Raw genomic sequence first — 20,788 nt, 5'->3', positions numbered from 1 at the left:
GTTACTTTGTTTTGGTAATTCCGTATTCCTTTTTGTAAAAGTCCATTATCGGTAAAAAAGGTCCGTATTTGTGCTGTTCTGGAGAAAAATCGTCTACCCACGGACCATAAGGCGTAGAAACCGGTTTTAGTTTCTTGTCAGGATAATCGTTTTCGGTATTTAATTTATGTGGTCTAGAAAAACTATTGATATATCCTGCTACATGATACGCTTCTTCATCGGTTAGTTTGGGGTTATCCCAAGTAGCTTGTAGATATGGCATGTTGCTTTTAATAAATTCCGCAGATGTAATCACCCTATTCATACCTGCACCATCGTTAAAACTATCCGGACCCCAAAGTGGTGGATACGTGTAGCTTTTACCATCGACCGCATTAAGAACTCCCGCTCCATTTTCACCATGACAGATGATACACTCTTTTTCATATACCTGACTTCCCTTTTCTAGATTTACCGCTACAGAAGGTATCTTTATTTTTGGATATCCTTTAAACTCTGCCTTTCTATTGTCGGGTACATCTTCGCTCAACCAATTCATATATGCCACAATCGCTTTCATTTGGTCAGAATCTCCCGGAAGCATTTTGCCGTTCATACTACGCTCCATACACCCATTTATTCTATCTTCAATAGTACCTACTTTATTACCTCGGCCACCAAACTGAGGAAATCGTTCAATAATACCTACCCAAGAACCAGAGCCCGCCTGTGTCCCTTTTTGTAAATGACAGTTGGCACATGCCAAATTATTTCCACTATATCGATCTTCTGCACGCGCCGCATTCGGTCCCATATACTTTGAGGTTTCTGCAATAAGGTAATACCCCTTTTTCACTGTCGCAGACATAGTAGGTAATTCTGCCATGGCATCTTTAGGTTGCCAATCATCGTTAGCTGCTATTTCTTCAGCTTCAATAATTATATCATTTTCGGTGCTTGGTTCATAAGTAATCAACCATGTAAATACAATGCCTACCAAAACAAAGACTATCACAAATAGCTTAAAAAGTTGTTTTGCCAATACCTGTAGTTCATTCATAGAAATGTAATGTTAGGCTAATTTAAATAACGAATCTATAAATTAACCTTGTATGTGAAAGTAACTCAGGTTACAATTACGTTAAAAACTTTAATTTACTTTTATTCCTTTTAAAAATAGCGGACATTAGAGATAAATAACATTTACATTCTAACTACACTAGCTATTTTAAAATCTCAAGAACACATGAAAAAAGCACTTCTAATTGCAATAGTACTTATGGCAGCAAAAATGACAACCGCCCAAGATTGGACCACACCCATTATTGATGGTTATGGGAAAATTAAAGAATTTAAGGATGTTGCCGTTCAGGCTGACCCTAACAAAGAATATAATCTTGTATTTGATCTTAAAGATGAACGTGAGTTAGATGGTATTAATGTTGGCTATTTTAAAATTGCTAGAATGATAAATATGTTAGGTGCAGGTGGTGTTTCTGCCGATAAAGTAAATATAATCGCTGCTGTACATGGTGGAGCTACTTTTACTGCCTTAAACGAAGCTAAATACAAGGCTAAATATGAAAAGGAAAATCCAAATGAAGCGGTAATAAAGTTATTAAAGGATTACGGGGTAGAATTCTATGTGTGCGCACAAGCTACCGCTGCTAGAGATATTACCGCTGAAGATTTAAACCCGAATACAGAACTAGGACTTTCTGCTATGATGGTTCTTGCCAATTACCAAATGGACGGGTATACTTTTATGCCATAATAGTTAGTTTTAATACTAATTTTTTGTTTTATGCAACCAATGTAACATAAGAAAAATACACCGTTTCGTATCTTTGTAGTCATTCGTAAAAAAGGTTGATTATGGAAAATATAGATGCTGCAAGATTACAAATGGCGTTCACTCTTATTTTCCATATTGTTTTTGCCTGTATTGGTATGGTGATGCCATTTTTCATGGTAGTTTCGCATAAAAAATGGTTAAATACGCGTAATCCAATTTACCTGACCTTAACGAAGTCTTGGCAAAAAGGTGTTGCCATTTTCTTTGTCACGGGTGCAGTATCTGGCACTGCTCTTTCCTTTGAACTTGGTCTTCTTTGGCCAGAATTCATGAAGCATGCAGGACCGATTATCGGTATGCCATTTTCTCTTGAAGGTGCCGCATTTTTTGTGGAGGCCCTCGCGTTAGGATTTTACCTTTACGGATGGAAAAGGATACCTGAAAAATTTCATTGGTTTACAGGAATTATTGTAGGTGTTTCTGGCGTAATGTCTGGTATACTGGTTGTATCTGCCAATGCTTGGATGAACGCCCCATCTGGTTTTGATTATATCGATGGAGAATTTTTGAATATTGACCCTGTAAAAGCGCTGTTGAATCCTGCTTGGTTTACACAAGCCTTGCACATGACTTTGGCAGCATTTACCGCAACCGGATTTGCAGTTGCCGGTATTCATGCTTATCAAGTATATAAAAAACGGAATGTTGAGCTTCACAAGAAGGCATTTAAAATAGCAATTACATTTGCAGCCATTGCTGCTATCTTACAACCTTTAAGTGGCGATTTATCAGCCAAGGATATTGCAGAAAGACAACCCGTTAAATTAGCTGCAATGGAAGCTCACTATGAAACCAAAAAAGGAGCTCCGCTCTACATTGGCGGAATTGTAGATAGCGAAAAACAAGAAGTTAATTATAAAATAGAAATTCCCAATGCGCTATCATTTCTTGCTTTCGGAGATTTTAATGCCGAAGTAAAAGGTCTGAATGACTTCCCTAAAGATGAGCAACCTAACGTTGCCATGGTTCATTACGCTTTTCAGACCATGGTAGGTTTGGGTTCGCTTCTAATGCTAGCTGGTATTATATTTTTCATAGCTAAATTCAAAAAGAAATCGTGGTTTGATCTGCCAAAATTTTGGCTCTTATTTTCCTTACTTGCCCCCATGGGTTTCATTGCTCTTGAAGCTGGCTGGATCGTTACCGAAGTTGGTAGACAACCTTGGATCATTCATAATATTATGAAAACCAAAGATGCCGTTACCCCAATGCCAGGTATCGTATTCAGCTTGTACACATATATTGCCGTTTACACCATATTAACAATTGCGGTTACTTGGTTAATGGCAAGACAAATTAAATTTTTGAACAGTATTAAAATTGATCAAGCATGATATACGTTGTACTAGCTTTTCTTGCTGTTTCTTTATTTCTTTATGTTTTATTGGCAGGTGCAGATTTTGGTGCGGGAATCATTGAATTGTTTTCGTCAAAGGAAAACCAAGCCATTAATAAAAAGACCGTATACCAAGTTATGGGGCCCGTTTGGGAAGCAAACCATATTTGGATTATCATATTGATCGTGATTTTATGGATTGCCTTCCCCCATTACTACAACATTTTAGTGCTCGCACTACATATTCCGTTGACCTTGGTGTTACTGGGTATAACCCTTAGAGGCGTGGCGTTTGTTTTTCGTTATTATGATGCGTATAAAGACAGTTCACAAATTTTATATGATTGGATGTTTAAAACCTCAAGTCTAGTTACGCCAATATTCTTAGGCCTTACCATGGGCGGCGTGGTCAGTGGAGATATTATCAATCCGTCGCAAATGGAGCAACATAGTTTTTTGGAAGTTTATGTACACTCTTGGTTGAATGTTTTTTCAATTTTAACCGGTTTTTTCTATGCTGCCCTCTGTGCATTTTTGGCTTCCGTTTTTCTTATTGGTGAGGTAGACGACTTTAGTAAGACCATGTACATGAGAAAAGCCTCTATTGCCACCATTGTCGTAGTTTCTTTAGGTTTTATTACATTACTCTATGGGTATTTTACAAACATTGCCTTTGTGGTAAATTTTATTGGAAATATATATTCCATTTCTGCTATTATTTTATCCGGAATTTTGTTGTTCCCTTTGTGGCAGAGTATTAAAACGGGACGAAGAATTATATCTAGAACATTAGCGGGACTCCAAATATTCTTAATCCTATTTGCAGCAACTATTACGCATTTCCCAAACATTCTTTTCACCACGACCGGAAGCATAAGTATTCTTGAACAACCTGTACCTGATAGTGTTATGAATGTTTTAGGAATTTCACTTCTAATTGGTGGTGTTTTAATCATACCCGGTCTCTTCCATTTATTAAAATCTTTTAAGTTAATTAAAATATTAGAGCGTTAGTTTCTGTAACATTAGTTACCTACCAAGTCTTTTTTATTCCATTTCTTTGCATTTTAATTTATTTCTATGAATTTACTATACGATCCCTGGCCGTGGTATGTGGCAGGACCTTTAATTGCCCTAACTATGTTTATCTTATTATATATAGGTAAGCAATTTGGCATGTCATCTAACCTTAGAACCATGTGTTCCATTGGCGGTGCAGGCAAATACTCCGATTTCTTTAAGTTCGATTGGAGAGCTCAACGATGGAATTTAATTGTTGTGATCGGTGCTATTATTGGCGGCTTTATCGCTTCTCAATTCATGTCCAATAACACGGTTATTATAAATCCTGATGTTGCGCAACAACTTTCAACTGATTACGGAATTGAAAGTGCCGGCGAGGCTTATTTGCCTACGGAGCTTTTTGCAATAGAAAACCTTAGCGACCCTTTTGTGTTGGCTGTTTTAATTATTGGAGGATTCTTAGTGGGCTTTGGTGCTCGTTATGCTGGGGGCTGTACCAGTGGGCATGCCATATCCGGATTAAGTAATTTACAGTTGCCTTCCCTAATTGCCGTTATCGGTTTCTTTATTGGTGGTCTAGTCATGATTCACTTGTTATTCCCTCTAATATTCAGTTAATATGAAATATATAAGTTATTTGACCATAGGTATCTTTTTCGGTATCATCATGTATAAATCTGAAGCTGCATCGTGGTTTCGTATTTATGAAATGTTTCAGTTTGGGTCTTTCCATATGTATGGGATTATAGGTTCTGCCCTTGTTATTGGAGTGATCGGTGTGCAAATCATCAAAAAATATAAGATAAAAGCGATTGGTGGTAATGAGATGAATTTACACCCTAAAACTAAAAGTGTTGCCCGTTATTTAATTGGTGGTATTATTTTCGGATTAGGTTGGGCATTAGCTGGTGCTTGCCCCGGACCAATGTATGTACTTGTAGGTGCTGGCTACTACTCTATTCTGGTTGTTATTGGTGGAGCTCTTTTAGGTACTTTCGTTTACGGATTGGTAAAAAATAAATTACCTCATTAAATTAATAAAGTGATTTAGCCTTCGGCGGATAATTTTGGTGAAAGCCATAACCACCCTACCCCTAATAAAAAGAGGATATAAAATACTAGTAGAGAAACAGGACGGTCCACAACAACCGTCCTGTTTTTTAGAGTTTCTTTTTCGAATTGATTTTTATTTGCTGCTATGTTCGCGGTACTTTTTAAAGCTTTCCAATCTTTATGTTCAAAAACATAGTATGAGAAGTTCGTACTATCATTTTCAACTTGCATTGAATTCCAACCTGTTTTCTTCGGATAAACAGTACCTGAATAGTGACTAGGCAGCAATACATTTTGAACAAGCGATACCGAAATACTATCTTTATTTATAATACCGAACTCCTCTAAATTTGTTCGAATCTCAAATTGAAATGGCTCGTCTATTCTAGGAAATTTCGTATTGGATTGCCATGAAACTACCTGCCCTTTCTTCTTTGCAATCTTATCTAAAATGGTGGTCCAAACACCATGGTATACTTCACTTTTACCATTCAACAAAAGCTGATAACTATTTAATAGTGTTGTTGTTGCAATTTTACCATTTCCTATTTGTCTATACGCTGCCAAGTTTGATGCTCCGCCTAAATGAATTGACTCTACTAATAATTGCTCATTAAACTTATACGGGTACTTTTCTGTTTCTGCAGCATAAACTGGTAATTTCACAGTGTTCATCCTATCACGTTTAAAATTAAAATAAGCATCGTTGTTTCGACTATTAAACAGAAAATCACTTGGTTGAATAAATAGTCCTAAGCCTTGTTCTTCAATACTTGTTTCAAACCTTTTTCTAATAGTATTTCCAAGACCCGTATATGTTTCAGCATCAACAATTACAATATCAAAATTTTTAAGGGTCTCTTTGGTAAACTGATATATAGGTAGCGTAGGCGTATTGAAATATTCAAACTTATATTTCCCTTTTGTCAACTGACTTCTAACAATAACTTCATGGCCAGATTCAGCCAAGAAATTCTTTAGATATTTGGTCTCAAACGTGGGGAAGGTATTTAAAATCAAAACCCGTAACGGTTCTTTTCTCATCACCTCTATAGGTAACGGATTCGTTTCTAAAACAACACCTGTGCTATCTTTAACAGCGAATTGATATACATAAGCTCCAGCTACTTTTGGACGAGTCTTCAGGTTAAAATCCGCATTCTTATCTTCAGTAATCTGAATAGAGTCTAACCCGTTATTCCTTGAATCTTGTAGTACTAAAAATGACTTTTCAATTGGTTGAGAATAACTTCCAGAAACCTTTAATTCTTCACCTAATACAAGCTGTTCCGTGTAGTTCAGTTGTGTTACTCCCATTGGAGCAGCATTAGGAATGTAGGTAGTTGGAATACTATCGAACAAATAAAAATCATACGGTTCTACACCATCACCTAGTACAATAACATTGGTAAGTGAATCGAGCTCTTTACGAATCGATTTTTTAGGATTATAATCTAAAACCTTTATTCCCTCATAACGGTTTAAAAGACTGTCTCTTATTATCCCATCAAAATTATTGGTCAACACTACTGCCTGACTATCATTAATTTCCACCTCTTGTGTAGGCTCTAGAATTAACACAGCCAATGCCAAGACGGTTATTAAAGCAACAATAGTATTTACTACAAACCGACCACTATGCTTAGTCTTCCATTCTTTCCAAACATAGCTATTAAAAACTACTAATCCGCCAAGTAAGATGGGGATCATGAGCTCTTTTTGCAAAAATGAGAATCCATCAATCATACACCTCTAGTTGTTTTAGAAATAATGAATTGATGTCATCTGTATACTCTTTTTTAGCCCCAGGTATTTGTGGTGTTTTGGGTAAAGCTGCTAATAATCCCTTTTGTACGAATTTATAATTAGCCATTGTACGCTCCGTATTATTTTCAATTCCTTTTAAACCCTGTAACACTTGTAAATACTTACTTGGGTTAAGTATAGCCAATTGAGCCAATTCATTGCCTGCAGCTGCAAAAAGGGAATTATCAGCCTCATTAAAAGTGCTTTCTTGCTGAATGAACTGTTCTAAGCGAGCAACTGCATTCTCAAGTGCTTCAAAAGGACTTTCCACCTCTTGAGATTCGTTTTTTCTGTAATTTTTAATATCCTTTATTTTACCGGTAAGTCTGCTGTCCTCCTTTATTGGTGGTGGATCAAAACCTATTCTGTGTACATAAATACGAGCACTGTTTTTTATTTCTTGAATATATTTTAAAGCTTCATATTGAAATGGTAATGACTTTTCTGGCTCGTTTAATCGTAGGTGTAATTCGGCATCCCACATAATGCTTAATGCCTTTCTTAATTTTGTTTTCAAAGATTCTTCAAACAGAGTAGATTCCTCAGGATCATCATGATTATGAAGATAGTCGTGTAATGGATCTTCTGCTTCTTCGGGATCATTTTCTTCATGATGTTCATGCTGTTTTACCAAGTTATGCTCGTTATCGTCATCATGGTCATGCATGAATTCTTTTATTACATTTTCTTGATCTTCAGCATGATCATGGTCCTCACCTTCTTCATCGCTTTCGATCCCTTCTGGAGCTTCTTCCATTTCAGATTCATCGCCCATAAACTGACCATATTTTAAGCGCAACGCTTTTTGGTCAAACCCCAGTTCATTACTTCTCGACTTAAATTCGGTCATCGTAATGCTCGGTTTATCTTTTATCAACTTCTCGGTATCGATAATCAACTGTCGCTGACTTCTAAAATAATCGGGCATTTGATCTACGCCCAAAGTTCCTTCCACACCATATTGCTCACCAACAGTATCTTTAATTACAGCGAAATATGTTTCACTTCGTGCTACGTTTCGTTTTGGCTGTTTTTCATCAAAGGCTTCGATATAGAAATAGAGCTCATCGCCTACTTCCATTTTCAGGGCATTTAAATCCAGTGTTTTGGTTGCTCGTATTGATTTCGTTCCTTTTAAAATGGTTTCCTTAAAATTCAATTTCTCTTCCCTAAACTTGACCGATTCTCCCGATCCTTTACTTACAGTTGCTATGATATAAGCTTCGTCAATTCCGTAATCATCGGTAATTGCACTTTGCAGTTGTACCACCTTTTTATCAGAAAAATCAAAATACGTGTACTGCTCCAATCCTAAAATCTCTATTTCTGGAGGATTATCTGGTATCGCTTCCAACGAGAATAAATCTGATGTAAATTCAATACCGTCTTCATTCTTGAATTTGAAACTATAAAATCCCGATTCTAACAATACTTGCTTAATACGATACCCGTTTTCACCTTTTTGCAACGGAATTAGTTCCCCCATGCGGTCTAGGTAGACTTCATGAACAGGATTATCAAATTTCAACAACCACTGAACTGTAGCGTCAGCAATTGCCTTAATATTTGGGTTGCTTACCACAATAGTTCCTTTTCGTGTATAGGATGGATAAGTAACACTAATATCTTGACTAGAAATTTTTGGAATGATGGACTTCTCACTAATACTATCTGTTGCTATAAACTGAAATTGTGTTTCGTTAGTAGCATTCCTTAAAACGCTTTCTACGCTTTTAAACAAGTCTAATTTCTGAACCACAATACCAAGTAATACCAACCCTAGCGTAACCATTAGCGCCTGTTTTAATTTATTAGGCGGATGAATAGCACCTAGCCTTTTGCTAAGCTCTTCTGATACTTTATAGCGTTGTAATTTGGCGAGATTTGATAATGTATCTTCTGGCTGCAACAATAGTCCCGTACTAAACGATGCTTCATCTACATGTGCATCTATATAAGTGCTTGTGGTAGCTAAATTATGTTTCCAAGGCTTCTGTATAAAAAGCACTGCGACTACCGCAACTACAAAGCTTAAAACGCCAAGCCATAGATTTTTCGATACTAAATAGAAAAGAACAGCAATACCTACAGCATACAAGGCAGCTTCTGCGTATGACAAGATTTGCCATCGCCTGTGAAATTTCATCAAGTGTAGTTTACCTGATTCCATTACTGTTTTCGTTTATAAGCCACAAAGCGTTCTACAATCAATAATACTAGCAGAACAATCCATAAATACGGATTCAGATTCCAGCTGGCTTGGTGTGTTTTCGATTCTTTATTATCAATAAAATTTGTTTTTAAATCTGCTTCGGCAACTGTACGAATATCAGCATTAGCTTGTAGTTCACGTAGCTCTTCATCGACATCTAAAATGCTTAGTAGGTTCTCTGTTAATCGCCCGGAGACTGCATTTTCTGTCGTGATTCTTTCTGTTATATAAAATGTACTTTCATTTTCACCATTTGTTATTAGTGAATTAGAAATGGAATCGTTCTTAAATATAAGTGTCTTTCGAGCTGTAACTGGAGCAGGCTTAGTGCTCAACCAAATCATTAAATCCGCTTCCTTATTCTCCAATAGTTCGCTATCTAAAAAACTTTCGACTTTTATTTCTCTATTCAAGTAAATCGATAAAGCCTCCAATGCTGCTTCAATATAGGTTTTATCGGTACTTAGACTATCGGCGTAAGCCAAAGAAACTTCTAAAGCAGATTGTTGAATTAAAGGGACTTTTACTGAGTTTAAACTTGAGCTTGAACTTGAAACCTGTAAACTATCACCATTTGATGTCAGTTGGTATGCATCTCCTATTTCAATATTCTTCTTTGCTATTTTTGAAATCACCGAACTATTGCTAGCTGTAAATATGGTAACACTTTCCTCAGTCTGATATGCTAATAAAGGCTTCTCAACAGTTTGAGCCGAATCCAAAACTATCCAATTGATATCATGATTGGTTTCTGGCCTAGCTCCTTTTAATCCTTTTGCATATCCATGGGTAAAAACAATAATACTATCTGTTTGCAAAGCATTCATTTCTGATGCTAACGACCAGTAATCGGCACTTTTAAAATCTTCTGAATTGGCATATTTAATATCGTTTTCAGGTAAACCTGATTGTAACAATCTTATCTCTTGATCTGCCTGTAAATCAATAAAACGAGCCATGAAATTTTCATTCTTTGCTAATTCAGGTTCAATAATATAGGTCAGTTTGCTGTTGTTTACCTTTGATTTCCAATGCGGTTTTGCCATGACCAAAGTAATCAGCGAAATAATTGCCATACGCAGTAGCAGCAACCACCATTCGTTTAATTGTATACTACTAGATTGTCTTGATTTTGATTCTGATAGCAGTTGAACACTACCAATTTTTATAGTTTTCGCTTGCTTTTTACTCCATAAATGGATGGCTATCGGAACCAAAAGTCCCAATAAAGCCCATAAATATGAAGGTTGTGCGAATGACATATTAACCGAGTCGTTTACGTTGTTTTAAAAATAATAGTAATGCTTCACCCAAGTGTGCATCCATACGAAAGACATGGTGATCAATACCATTTGAAAGTAATTCTTCTTTAACCTTTTTCAATCTACTTTCTAGGGCAGCCAAATATGCTGTTTTAGCTTTTTCGGTATCTACTTTTACTCGTGCCCCTGTTTCCCAATCTTCGAAAGTGATGTTGGGACCGTAATTAAAATCCATTTCAGCTGATCCCATCACCTGTAGTACCACAACTTCATTTCTGGCAGATTTTAATCCTTTGATAAACTTTGAAATCTCCTCACCTGTTTCATACATATCGGTTAAAAAGAAAATCAATTCTTTTCCTCCTCTATTCGGAATGCGTTTATTAGAAATATGGGTTTCTGGCCATTTACCAGAATTAGAAAGATTAATTAATTCTAGCAGCAATCTGTTGTAATGCTTTTTATCTGCCTTGGGGTAAATACTGACCACATCATTTTCATTGAGTGCGAAAAGACCAACAGCATCTCCTTGCTTATGAGCCATATATGCTAGTGTAGCCACCAAGAGACGTACAAAATCAACCTTCGACAAATCCTTTTCTTTATGCAGCATTGAAGCACTGGCATCGACAATAAACTTAATGGTTACCTGACTTTCTATCTCTGACTGTTTAATGTAATACCTGCCCGAACGTGCCAACATTTTCCAGTCCAGCAATCGTAAATCATCACCTGGTTCATAACCTCTATACTGACTGAATTCCATACCAGGACCCACACTTGCACTTCTATTTAAACCAGACGTAAAGCCCTCGACCACAATTCGTGATATCAAGGAGAGTCCCTCAACCGTATTGATGACCTCTGGTTTTAATAAATCGTGATAGTCCTGTTTTGCCATGTACTAGGTAATGGAGCGTTGTTTATTTGCCTTTTATTTCAATTGTGTTCAATAAATGCGTTGCTACTTTATCTGAAGTTATGCCTTCTGCCTCTGCCCTGAAATTCACCAACACCCTATGGCGAAGCACTGGTAACGCTACACTTTTAATATCGTCTAACGTAACCGATAACCGACCTGATAACAATGCATTAGCCTTTGCCGTTAAGATCATTGCTTGACCTGCACGCGGACCTGCGCCCCAATCTACCCAGTCTTTAACATAAGAATCTGTTGTGGTTTCCGGTCTTGTAGCACGAATCATATCACTCACAAAACTGATGAGTGCATCGCTTATAGAAACTTCGCGAACTAACTGCTGCAATCGTACAATATCATCACCAGAAATAACCTTATTCAGTTTCTTTTTTATACCTCCGGTAGTTGCCTTTAATATTGTTTCCTCATCTTTCTGAGTAGGATATCCAATTTTTATATATAGTAAAAAACGATCTTGTTGTGCTTCCGGCAAAACAAAGGTTCCCGATTGTTCTATAGGATTTTGTGTCGCTAGAATAAAGAACGGTTTATCTAAAGGATATGTTTTATCTCCGTAAGTAACCTCAAATTCTTGCATCGCTTCTAACAATGCCGCCTGTGTTTTCGGTGGAGTACGGTTGATTTCATCCGCCAGGATAATATTGGAAAAAATAGGTCCTTTATTGAACTTAAAGAACTTTTTGCCTGTGGTATGGTCTTCTTCCAATATCTCTGTACCGATAATATCCGAAGGCATTAAATCGGGTGTAAACTGAATACGTTTAAACTTTAAATCGATGGCATTTGCCAAAGTTCTGATCATTAAGGTTTTTGCTAAACCGGGTACTCCTTCTAACAAAGCATGACCACCGGCTAAAAACGTAATCAATAATTGCGATACGGTTTCTTCTTGACCGATAATCACCTTTCCTATTTCTTGCTTTAAAGCATTCAATTTACTGGAAAGCACTTCCACCTCATCTGCAATACGTTGTAATTCTTTATCCATTCAAAAATGCGTTTATGAGGTTAAGGCGTACATGACGATGTTTACCCCAAACCGTGTATTGTCTATTTTATACCAACGTTTATTTCTAAAATCATAATCCCATTCGCAGCCGTAATCTTTATTACTATACAGCACCCCTATTCTTCCATTGATGACAATTGCCTTTAAATAATCATGCACCAAATCATCTCCCCAGCCGTTCAGCTCTTGTGATGTGGTTGGCGGACCGTCTTCAAAGTCAAAGAATATGGTATAGATTTCGTGGTCGATGGGTATTTTTTTTAATGCGGAAGGACCAAATATTTCTTCCATTTGGCGTTCAAAAGATTTAGCGAACAATCCGTCTATATCATGATTGCAATCATCTGCAAAAACGAAACCTCCGTTACGCACATATTTCTCAAAATTCTCTTGTTCCTTTTTAGTGAACTCCACCAATTTATGTCCTGAGATATAGCAAAACGGACTCTTAAAAATATCATCGCTGGCGAGGGTGATTATCTTTTCTTGAGTGTCTACTTTTAATGTAGTGTACTCTACCAATGAATTCAACAAATTAGAAGGCATACGTTGATCCACATCCCAATCGCCGGACTCATACTGTAATCTCGTGAAGAAAAATTCGTTACTCAAGGGCAATTGATTTGTGTTTTTATTCCGATAGAAAAAAGAAAAAACTGGTTGTCGTGACGTGTCACAAACAACCAGTTTAGATATTCATAATGTCATTTATACGGCATCTGAAAGACTGGTGAACGTAAAGTCACGAACCTTCATATATGGTATTAGATTACCATTGATACGTACTTGTTGCCCAAGGGTTTCCAAATTGTTTAACATGATGATCGGACTTTCATTAAACCTGAAGTTTTTTACAGGGTATTTAATTTCTCCGTTCTCGATGTAAAACGTTCCATCCCTTGTTAGTCCCGTATATAATAAGGTCTGCGGGTCAACGCTACGTATGTACCATAAACGTGTTACCAGAATTCCCTTTTTGGTACTCTTGATCAATTCTTCTAAACTTGCATCGCCACCGGTCATAATTGCGTTAGACGGAAAAGGAACTGGCTCAACACCTTTCTCTTTCGCCCAAAAACGATCATAAGCCAAGTTTTTAACAACTCCGTTTTCAATCCAGCTTGTCTTTTTAATTGGTTGCCCTTCGCCGTTCCAAGTTGCTGTAGGCACTTCCGGATTCAATGGGTCTGAATAAATATTAACGCGTTCGTCAACTATTTTCTCCCCAATTTTATTTTTACCATCTGGTGCAGACATAAAGCTTCTACCTTCATCTGCAGAACGTGCATTTAATGATCTAAACATATTACGCAACAAATCTGCCGATGCAGCTGGTTCTAATATCACTGTATATTTACCTGGCTCTATAGCTTTTGCTTCTCTAGATAATATTGCCTTGTCAATTGCTGTTTTTGCAGCTTCATTAGCATCGAACTTATCTACATCGTTAAAATCTCTTTTAACCCAACCAGAACCGGTACCGTCATTGGTACGCATGGTTACCGTAAAATCGACATCTGTAGATTGGTTGTAAGCGAACAATCCCTTAGAATTGATCATTGCATTAAAACCAGCGGAATCATTTAAAAAACCTGCTGCGGTAACATCTTTTGCAGCTGCAGGAACAATACTGCTGCTCGCTACTTCTGCTCTATATTCCGGAGTTACATTGGCAGTTGATTCACTATATGTAATTGCTTCATCATACATTTGCGGACCTAAAGGTTCCATAAACTCAGGATTCTCAGGAGATAATTGCGCCAATTCCTCGGCTCTTCTTACTACCTTTTCTAATGATGCATCATCGAATTCATCAATAGTTGCCGTACCTGATTTTTTACCAAAACTAGATTGTACCGCCAAACTTTGATTGGAACTGTACCCAGATGTAGATACCGTATTTCGTGCATATCTTATATTACCGCTGTTATAACCGCTTAAATTTATCTCGCAGGTATCGGCTTTGGAAAAGCTCAATGCTTTCTCCAATATTTTTCTTGCTTCTTCTTTTGTATAAATTGCCATTGTTGTTCTTTTTTGAGTGAAACAATTAAATGTTTCTACCAGTGTTAATTACGTTTACATCATTGAACCTGGCAGTAGAACTACCATGAGATACTGCGCTCACCTGAGAAGGCTGCCCTTTACCATCGAAGAATGTACCGAACAAACGGTAATCATCTTTATCGCAAATCTTAACACATGAATTCCAAAACTCTTGGGTATTTGATTGGTATGCTACATCTTCTAACATGCCCACGATTTCACCATTTTTAATTTCATAGAAAACAGTACCACCAAATTGGAAATTGTAACGTTGCTGATCTATGGAATATGATCCACGACCCGCTATATAAATACCTTTCTCTACATCTTTGATCATTTCAGAAATAGAATATTTCTCTTTGCCCGGCTCTAAAGAAACATTAGGCATACGCTGAAACTGAACATCGTCCCAGCTTTGTGCGTAGCAACAACCGTGAGATTCCTCTTCACCGATCATATGTGCTTGGTCACGTATCGCTTGGAAATTTGTCAGTACTCCGTTACGTACCAAATCCCACTTCTTAGCTTTCACTCCTTCATCATCATATCCAACAGCCCCTAAAGAACCAACTTGGGTCTTATCTGCAACAAGGTTTACAATATCGCTACCGTATTTAAAATTGCCCGATTTCAACTTATCTAAAGAGGCAAAACTAGTACCGGCGTAATTTGCTTCGTAGCCTAATACTCTATCCAATTCTAATGGGTGACCTACAGATTCGTGAATAGTCAGTCCAAGGTGATTCGGCTCTAATACCAAATCATATTTACCGGCATCAACGGACTTTGCCGTTAGTTTTTCTTTAGCTTGTTTCGCTGCCATAGTAGCATCTTCTACCATGTCATAACTATTTCTGTATAAACGTAACCCTGCAGGACCTTCAAGTTTTTCAGATTCTAATCCGTCTAAATACTCATACCCCATACCTACGGGAGCACTCATATTCTCTCTAGTCTTAAAAGTACCAGCAGCCTTGTCAACTGCAGTTACCCTTAATGTTGGCCACAAACGGTGTATATCTTGATCTATATAAGAACCATCGGTAGATGCAAAGTATTTTTGTTCATTTACCATGAATAAAGCGGAGTTCACAAAGTTTGCTCCGTTATCTAAAGCGGCTGCATTTGCGCTTAATAAAAGGTCTACCTTTTCTGAAACAGGTACTTCTTTAAAATCCTTTTTGATTGGTGTTTTCCAAGAAACTTCTCCGTAAGCATTTACGGGAGCCAATTTTACCGGCTCTTTTTGAATTTTAGAATTTGCTTTGGCAATTGCAACAGCTTGTTCTGTAGCTTTTTTAATACCGTCTTCGGTAACGCTATTGGTTGAGGCAAAACCCCAAGTTCCATTAGCAATAACACGAATACCGATACCGAAAGATTCTGTATTTACAACATTCTGTACTTTATCTTCCCTAGTAAAAACATATTGGTTCAGGTACCTACCAATTCTGGTATCTGCATATGTTGCTCCTAAAGATTTGGCGGTGTTCAATGCCACATCTGCCATTCTCTTTTTTACCAAGGTATCCATACCAGGTTCTAGTAAAGCCTCCGTGGGGATGTCATTTCCTAGCAATAATGATGGCATCATTAGTGCTCCGGCACCCAACCCGGCGTACTGTACAAAATCTCTTCTTTTCATGTGTTAGTTTTATAGTGTTTCAATGTTGTTAGCGTTGTTCTTTAAGAAAACAACTATTTCTAAGCTTACCATATGTAATAAGGACAACTCGTGAATATCCCTTCTTACGGTTAGTTTGAAATATGTAACTGAATTCGTGCCCTCTAAAAATAGTTAGGCTTTTGAAACTATTATGTTAACCTTAACATAAATTATAACAATTAGTACCGCTTTTGAGAATACTATAAAATTGGGGTAGTGATTTTTTGTTCTTCGGAAGGGTGAATTGAAAAATAAAGGATGGGCAGTCTTGATTAGATTTTTAAAATAATAAATATAAATTTAACTAGCCATGATTATCGCCGATATAATTAAAATCAGAAGCCATTTATTGATAATATCAAATTAGTTTTACTTTTAAAATATCTTCTGATCATATTTGTAATTCTTCTCATTTGGAAAATTACCTTTTAAATCAGGAAAAATTAATTGCAAATATTTATAGTCTCTTTTGTCATAATATTTTATTGAACTTAAAACATATTCAGTCAAAACCTCATTTGCAACTTCAACAAAATAAACTGGAAAAATATCAATTAACCCAACTATTTTCTTATTTAATGGTACGGTTCCGTCTTTATATTTATCTGTGTAATTACGAACTAAAGTTGACGTTAAACCATTAGGTAGTCCTGATATAATTAGTTCTGGTATATTGAAATTTTCGTAAATCCCAGTTGAATAACCAAAAGGAGTAAATCCAATTTTCTCCATAACATATGTTGTGTTATATCCATATTTAGAAATATTGGTGTTAACCTTTTTAAAATATTTGTCTTTTTGATTTTTATCCATATTAGTTTTCAATAGTTTAAAATTCCCCCTACCTATGCATCTTATCTAAAATCTCAATAATCTCAGTTTTCTTACGAACAGAAACAGGAACATTCTCTCCATTCTTCAACATTAAATAACCTCCATCGGTTTTTATATAGGCACTGATGCATTGCAAGTTGACCAAATGACTTTGATGAACACGTACGAAATCGTGACTACTTAAAAGTTCTGCGAAGTACTTTAAGGTCTTTGTTACAAATATCTTGCGTTTGTCTTGAAGATGAAAAATGGTGTTATTACTATCCGATTCACACCTTATTATATCATCTAAACTGACAATGATAATTTGATCTAGCGTATGTAGCGAAATCTTGTTCGGCTTTTTCTCTGGCGCTGCAATAGTTTCCTTTAAAATCTGTAAACGTTCTTTATTGGGTTGTAACTGCTCTTTTGCTCGTGAAATGGCTAGGCTTAAATCGGCATTTGAATAAGGTTTTAATACATAGTCGATTGCGGCAAACTTGAAAGCACGAATTGCAAATTCATCACTTGCAGTTACGAATATGATTTTGGATTTTAAATCCGGAAAAATCTCTAAAATATCAAAGCCCGTACCATCACCCAACATAATATCCAAAAACAGAATATCTGGCTGATTCTTACGCAGTACCTTGGCGGCTTCCACTACACTCTGGGCCGTTGCGATAATTTCAATTTCTGGGTGTTGCGTCTCAATATCCTTCTTTAAAAGGGTTAACGCGTCAATCATATCTTCTACTATTATCGCTGTATGCATAGGTGTTTAATAATCTGTTAGTAAAGGTATTTTAAAAGTAATCTTGGTACCTTCAATACTACCATCTTCATTTTTGATTTCACTGATATGCAGGGTATTGGTACCTGCAATTGATTCTAGCCTTTCTTTGGTAACGGTCAATGCCATAGATTGATGGTCTGTTTTTGGCTTTTCGCTTTGAGATTTGAAAATACCTAATCCGTTATCAATAATACTACATTGTAAATGGGTCTCGCTAGTACTAAAACCTATCTCAAGTTTGCCCGGTTTATCGCCTTTCAATATACCATGTCTAATTGCATTTTCTACAAATGGCTGAATTAACATTGGCGGAATCAATATCTCTTCTGCATCGGGGTTGGTTTGAACATCAATTGTATACTCAAAAGGTCTCTGAGCCATTAACTGCTCTACTTCTACATAATGCCGCAACGCCTTAATTTCTTGGTCTAAATTAATATGTTCTTTTCTAGAATTCTGTAGTGTTTCTCTCAATAATATGGCGAAGCTGTTTATGGTGGCATCCATCTTTTCTGGCTTTCTGCCTGCCATCGCTTTTACTCCATTCAACACATTGAATATAAAATGCGGATTCATTTGTAATTGAAGCGCTTTCTGCTCTAAGGTTAGCAGGTAATTCTGTGTTTTCAACCGTTCTTGCTCCGCTTTGTTCTTAGCTTTTATCTTACGAATATAATACCATCCTATACCTAACAATACAACAATTGCCAATGCTAAAACTGACCATTGAAACCAGTCTTTTTTATACAGCGGACTATCAATAAAAAAACCGAAATTTATAGGTTCACTTTCTTGCCATCTGTAATTTCTAGATTGTACTTGAAAATTATGAGATCCATAAGCCAAACCCGCAAAATTTTGCTTGTTCTCTTTTACCCACGGACTCCACTCCGTTTCATCTAATCGTGTTCTGTACTCAATTTCATTTGGGTGATCCACATCTACCGTTCTGAATGAAAAACCTAGTTGCGTTTGTTCGGGCGTTAATTGTAACACCTTGTTACTATTTGTCCAGTCTTTTAGAACTATAGAATCTATACTTTTATACCGCTCTTCTACTCCCGTAAAATAAACTGTTGGCGGTAAAGATGCCTTTTTGCTTTCACTAGGCACATGTTTAGTCAATCCGTAAATGGCACCAAACCATAGATTTCCAAAGTCATCTTTATCTACGGCATTTATGCAGGTTTCTATTCCTAAAAACCCGTCATTTCTACCAAAGTGATAGACGTCTAAAATTTCGTTATCAGGATTTAATTCTATTTTATCCACTCCCCTTTCGGAACCTGCCCACATGTACCCTTGGTCATCGAAAATGAGCTGATAAATGTTATTAGAAGACAAATTCTTGTTTCCTTTTAATTGTTGAAAATTTACAGGGTTTGTGCTATTTGCATACCAAATACCCTTACCCGATGTACCTAAGAAAATAGTATCGTCATGAAACAAAATGTTATTAACTGCGGTCTGTTGCTCTAAACCGGTTTCAATACTGGTCACCTTGTTATTTTCTATATATCCTAAATGACCATTTTGTGTGGAATACCACAGATTACCATCTGGTGCTTTTACCATGCCTTTTATCAGCATATCGGTAATACCACTTCGCTTAGAAAAGGTTTTTCTAACCACAAGGCTGTCATTATTTGAATAGTAATTGAATTTCACAATACCGTGGGCATAGGTTGCCGCCCAGATATAATCATCTTCGGCAATTACGGTACGTACCCAATCTGACGGAAAACCTTTGCTTTCATCAATGATATGATTGGTGGTTCTTTCTACGGAAACCGTATCTATCTGTATCAAAAAGGTTTCACTAGAGGAAAAAACCAAACTATCGACCATTTTAGTTTCTCGAAATAAAAGCCCTCTATTGTCTGATCCTGCCCAAATATTGCCTTTTGAATCGCTATCGATTGTCTTAATTTTGACATCGAAAAAAGTACCCTTACTTGGTAAGGAATGAATACCCGAAGAATCTATTTTTGCCAAACCAGCTTCTGATGTGGAAAACCATAATCCGTCTGCAGCATTATGCACGGCATAAACCCGATTTCCTTTAAGACCTGATCTTTGATTATAGTGCTTAAAATTATTCTGAAAGTACTTGTAAAATCCGCCACCAGATGTTGCAATCCATAAATTGCCATTGTCATCTTTGACTACCTTACGTATATGCGGAGTTGCCAAACCACTAGCTGTATTCAGTTGCTTGACCTCAGCGAATTTATTCGTTTCTACAATCGCAATTCCCTCATTATCAGTTGCTATCCATAATTCATCTTTATTTTGGATTGACATGGAATTGATACGCGATGGTTCTGACATTAGAAACTTGTCATCGTTAATTTCTTGATCAATGATAAAAATACCGTCATCGAAAGTCGCCGCAATTATTTTGTTTTGATGTGCAATAACGGACTTGAAGTTATTGACTTCTAATTTTATTTTTTCTGTTGCTGAATCGCTTAATTCATTCAGTTTCCATAGCCCGTTATTGGTTGCTAACCAATAGTCATTTCCATCAAAAAGAATGGAATTGATTTCGCTAGCATCTATTTCAGGATTGATAACAACCTTACTTAATTCTTTGTTTTTAGAATAGCTATAGAGTCCTTTTTTGGTACCCACATACAGCACATTTCCAGTAGTGTAGATTTGAAGAATTTGTGGGGAATTAAAATTTACAAAGTTGTTCTTTATTTTTATGGAAAGTCCTTTTCTTGTTCCCACAAAAAGAGAGTCATTTGCGGTATATAAGGCATCAATATAATTAGAAAGTAATCCATCACTTTCATTCCATACTTCAAATGTTTCTCCGACAAAATTTGCCAATCCGCCACCTTGGGTTCCTAGCCATAGATAACCCATTTCATCTTGTACAATATCATATACTTGAGACTGCGGTAAACCATCTGCAATGGTATATGCTCGTAACTGGCTATTTTGCGCAGCTAAGTGCATTGTTTCAAAAAAACAAAATACC

General features: G+C 36.7%; 17 protein-coding genes. 5 read left to right on the top strand and 12 right to left on the bottom strand.

Features of this window, described 5'->3' with window-relative positions; translation table 11 throughout:
- Window position 1: 1 nt before the first annotated feature.
- The gene (locus SJY30_RS02385) at window positions 2-1,039 is read right to left on the bottom strand and encodes a c-type cytochrome (protein ID WP_396634021.1); all 1,038 of its coding nucleotides are present in this window, start codon (window positions 1,037-1,039) and stop codon (window positions 2-4) included.
- A 186-nt stretch (window positions 1,040-1,225) separates the two neighbouring features.
- On the opposite strand from SJY30_RS02385, the gene SJY30_RS02380 reads away from it, so the two are divergent.
- From SJY30_RS02380 to SJY30_RS02360, 5 genes are all read left to right on the top strand, one after another.
- Entirely contained in the window at window positions 1,226-1,753 is a 528-nt protein-coding gene (locus SJY30_RS02380) for a DsrE family protein (RefSeq protein ID WP_396634020.1), read from the top strand.
- 101 nt (window positions 1,754-1,854) lie between these two features.
- Window positions 1,855-3,168 carry a cytochrome ubiquinol oxidase subunit I gene (locus SJY30_RS02375; protein WP_396634019.1) on the top strand — a complete coding sequence of 438 codons (1,314 nt, stop codon included), beginning with the start codon at window positions 1,855-1,857 and terminating at the stop codon, window positions 3,166-3,168.
- Window positions 3,165-4,184 (top strand): cytochrome d ubiquinol oxidase subunit II, encoded by a 1,020-nt coding sequence (locus tag SJY30_RS02370; protein ID WP_396634018.1) that lies wholly within the window; start codon window positions 3,165-3,167, stop codon window positions 4,182-4,184. Before SJY30_RS02375 ends, SJY30_RS02370 begins: the two co-directional genes overlap by 4 nt.
- 66 nt (window positions 4,185-4,250) lie before the next feature.
- Window positions 4,251-4,811, top strand: coding sequence for a YeeE/YedE family protein (locus SJY30_RS02365; RefSeq protein WP_396634017.1), 561 nt, complete (start codon window positions 4,251-4,253; stop codon window positions 4,809-4,811).
- A 1-nt stretch (window position 4,812) separates the two neighbouring features.
- A complete protein-coding gene (locus tag SJY30_RS02360; protein ID WP_299800204.1) occupies window positions 4,813-5,226 on the top strand; it encodes a DUF6691 family protein in 414 nt (137 codons plus the stop codon).
- A gap of 14 nt (window positions 5,227-5,240) precedes the next feature.
- On the opposite strand, the gene SJY30_RS02355 is transcribed toward SJY30_RS02360, so the two are convergent.
- From SJY30_RS02355 to SJY30_RS02305, 11 genes are all read right to left on the bottom strand, one after another.
- The gene (locus SJY30_RS02355; protein WP_396634016.1) at window positions 5,241-6,992 is read right to left on the bottom strand and encodes a hypothetical protein; all 1,752 of its coding nucleotides are present in this window, start codon (window positions 6,990-6,992) and stop codon (window positions 5,241-5,243) included.
- Window positions 6,985-9,198, bottom strand: coding sequence for a tryptophan-rich sensory protein (locus SJY30_RS02350; RefSeq protein ID WP_396634015.1), 2,214 nt, complete (start codon window positions 9,196-9,198; stop codon window positions 6,985-6,987). Before SJY30_RS02350 ends, SJY30_RS02355 begins: the two co-directional genes overlap by 8 nt.
- 23 nt (window positions 9,199-9,221) lie before the next feature.
- Window positions 9,222-10,526, bottom strand: coding sequence for a BatA domain-containing protein (locus tag SJY30_RS02345; RefSeq protein ID WP_396634014.1), 1,305 nt, complete (start codon window positions 10,524-10,526; stop codon window positions 9,222-9,224).
- Between the two features lies 1 nt (window position 10,527).
- The gene (locus SJY30_RS02340) at window positions 10,528-11,427 is read right to left on the bottom strand and encodes a DUF58 domain-containing protein (protein WP_396634013.1); all 900 of its coding nucleotides are present in this window, start codon (window positions 11,425-11,427) and stop codon (window positions 10,528-10,530) included.
- A gap of 22 nt (window positions 11,428-11,449) precedes the next feature.
- Window positions 11,450-12,454 (bottom strand): AAA family ATPase, encoded by a 1,005-nt coding sequence (locus tag SJY30_RS02335; RefSeq protein WP_396634012.1) that lies wholly within the window; start codon window positions 12,452-12,454, stop codon window positions 11,450-11,452.
- Between the two features lie 12 nt (window positions 12,455-12,466).
- Window positions 12,467-13,087 (bottom strand): DUF4159 domain-containing protein, encoded by a 621-nt coding sequence (locus SJY30_RS02330; RefSeq protein WP_396634011.1) that lies wholly within the window; start codon window positions 13,085-13,087, stop codon window positions 12,467-12,469.
- Between the two features lie 96 nt (window positions 13,088-13,183).
- On the bottom strand, window positions 13,184-14,500 hold the full coding sequence (locus tag SJY30_RS02325) for a TldD/PmbA family protein (RefSeq protein WP_396634010.1): 1,317 nt from the start codon (window positions 14,498-14,500) through the stop codon (window positions 13,184-13,186).
- A 25-nt stretch (window positions 14,501-14,525) separates the two neighbouring features.
- Window positions 14,526-16,166 carry a TldD/PmbA family protein gene (locus SJY30_RS02320; RefSeq protein WP_036155444.1) on the bottom strand — a complete coding sequence of 547 codons (1,641 nt, stop codon included), beginning with the start codon at window positions 16,164-16,166 and terminating at the stop codon, window positions 14,526-14,528.
- Window positions 16,167-16,562: 396 nt separating this feature from the next.
- Complete coding sequence (locus tag SJY30_RS02315; RefSeq protein WP_396634009.1) at window positions 16,563-17,000, bottom strand: DUF4262 domain-containing protein; 438 nt, start codon at window positions 16,998-17,000, stop codon at window positions 16,563-16,565.
- 28 nt (window positions 17,001-17,028) lie between these two features.
- On the bottom strand, window positions 17,029-17,778 hold the full coding sequence (locus SJY30_RS02310; protein WP_396634008.1) for a LytR/AlgR family response regulator transcription factor: 750 nt from the start codon (window positions 17,776-17,778) through the stop codon (window positions 17,029-17,031).
- Window positions 17,779-17,784: 6 nt separating this feature from the next.
- Window positions 17,785-20,766, bottom strand: coding sequence for a two-component regulator propeller domain-containing protein (locus SJY30_RS02305; protein WP_396634007.1), 2,982 nt, complete (start codon window positions 20,764-20,766; stop codon window positions 17,785-17,787).
- Window positions 20,767-20,788: the final 22 nt, after the last annotated feature.

The organism is Maribacter sp. R86514, assembly GCF_044597005.1.
GTDB lineage: Bacteria > Bacteroidota > Bacteroidia > Flavobacteriales > Flavobacteriaceae > Maribacter.
The sequence above is the reverse complement of the archived record's forward strand: the minus strand, read 5'-3'. Positions and strand labels throughout refer to the sequence as shown.

Coding starts and splice junctions, on each gene's coding strand:
- SJY30_RS02305 (WP_396634007.1), bottom strand. CDS start 20,766: ATGCACTTAGCTGCGCAAAATAGCCAGTTACGAGCATATACCATTGCA.
- SJY30_RS02345 (WP_396634014.1), bottom strand. CDS start 10,526: ATGTCATTCGCACAACCTTCATATTTATGGGCTTTATTGGGACTTTTG.
- SJY30_RS02370 (WP_396634018.1), top strand. CDS start 3,165: ATGATATACGTTGTACTAGCTTTTCTTGCTGTTTCTTTATTTCTTTAT.
- SJY30_RS02365 (WP_396634017.1), top strand. CDS start 4,251: ATGAATTTACTATACGATCCCTGGCCGTGGTATGTGGCAGGACCTTTA.
- SJY30_RS02380 (WP_396634020.1), top strand. CDS start 1,226: ATGAAAAAAGCACTTCTAATTGCAATAGTACTTATGGCAGCAAAAATG.
- SJY30_RS02310 (WP_396634008.1), bottom strand. CDS start 17,778: ATGCATACAGCGATAATAGTAGAAGATATGATTGACGCGTTAACCCTT.
- SJY30_RS02340 (WP_396634013.1), bottom strand. CDS start 11,427: ATGGCAAAACAGGACTATCACGATTTATTAAAACCAGAGGTCATCAAT.
- SJY30_RS02385 (WP_396634021.1), bottom strand. CDS start 1,039: ATGAATGAACTACAGGTATTGGCAAAACAACTTTTTAAGCTATTTGTG.
- SJY30_RS02315 (WP_396634009.1), bottom strand. CDS start 17,000: ATGGATAAAAATCAAAAAGACAAATATTTTAAAAAGGTTAACACCAAT.
- SJY30_RS02320 (WP_036155444.1), bottom strand. CDS start 16,166: ATGAAAAGAAGAGATTTTGTACAGTACGCCGGGTTGGGTGCCGGAGCA.
- SJY30_RS02375 (WP_396634019.1), top strand. CDS start 1,855: ATGGAAAATATAGATGCTGCAAGATTACAAATGGCGTTCACTCTTATT.
- SJY30_RS02360 (WP_299800204.1), top strand. CDS start 4,813: ATGAAATATATAAGTTATTTGACCATAGGTATCTTTTTCGGTATCATC.
- SJY30_RS02355 (WP_396634016.1), bottom strand. CDS start 6,992: ATGATTGATGGATTCTCATTTTTGCAAAAAGAGCTCATGATCCCCATC.
- SJY30_RS02350 (WP_396634015.1), bottom strand. CDS start 9,198: ATGAAATTTCACAGGCGATGGCAAATCTTGTCATACGCAGAAGCTGCC.
- SJY30_RS02325 (WP_396634010.1), bottom strand. CDS start 14,500: ATGGCAATTTATACAAAAGAAGAAGCAAGAAAAATATTGGAGAAAGCA.
- SJY30_RS02335 (WP_396634012.1), bottom strand. CDS start 12,454: ATGGATAAAGAATTACAACGTATTGCAGATGAGGTGGAAGTGCTTTCC.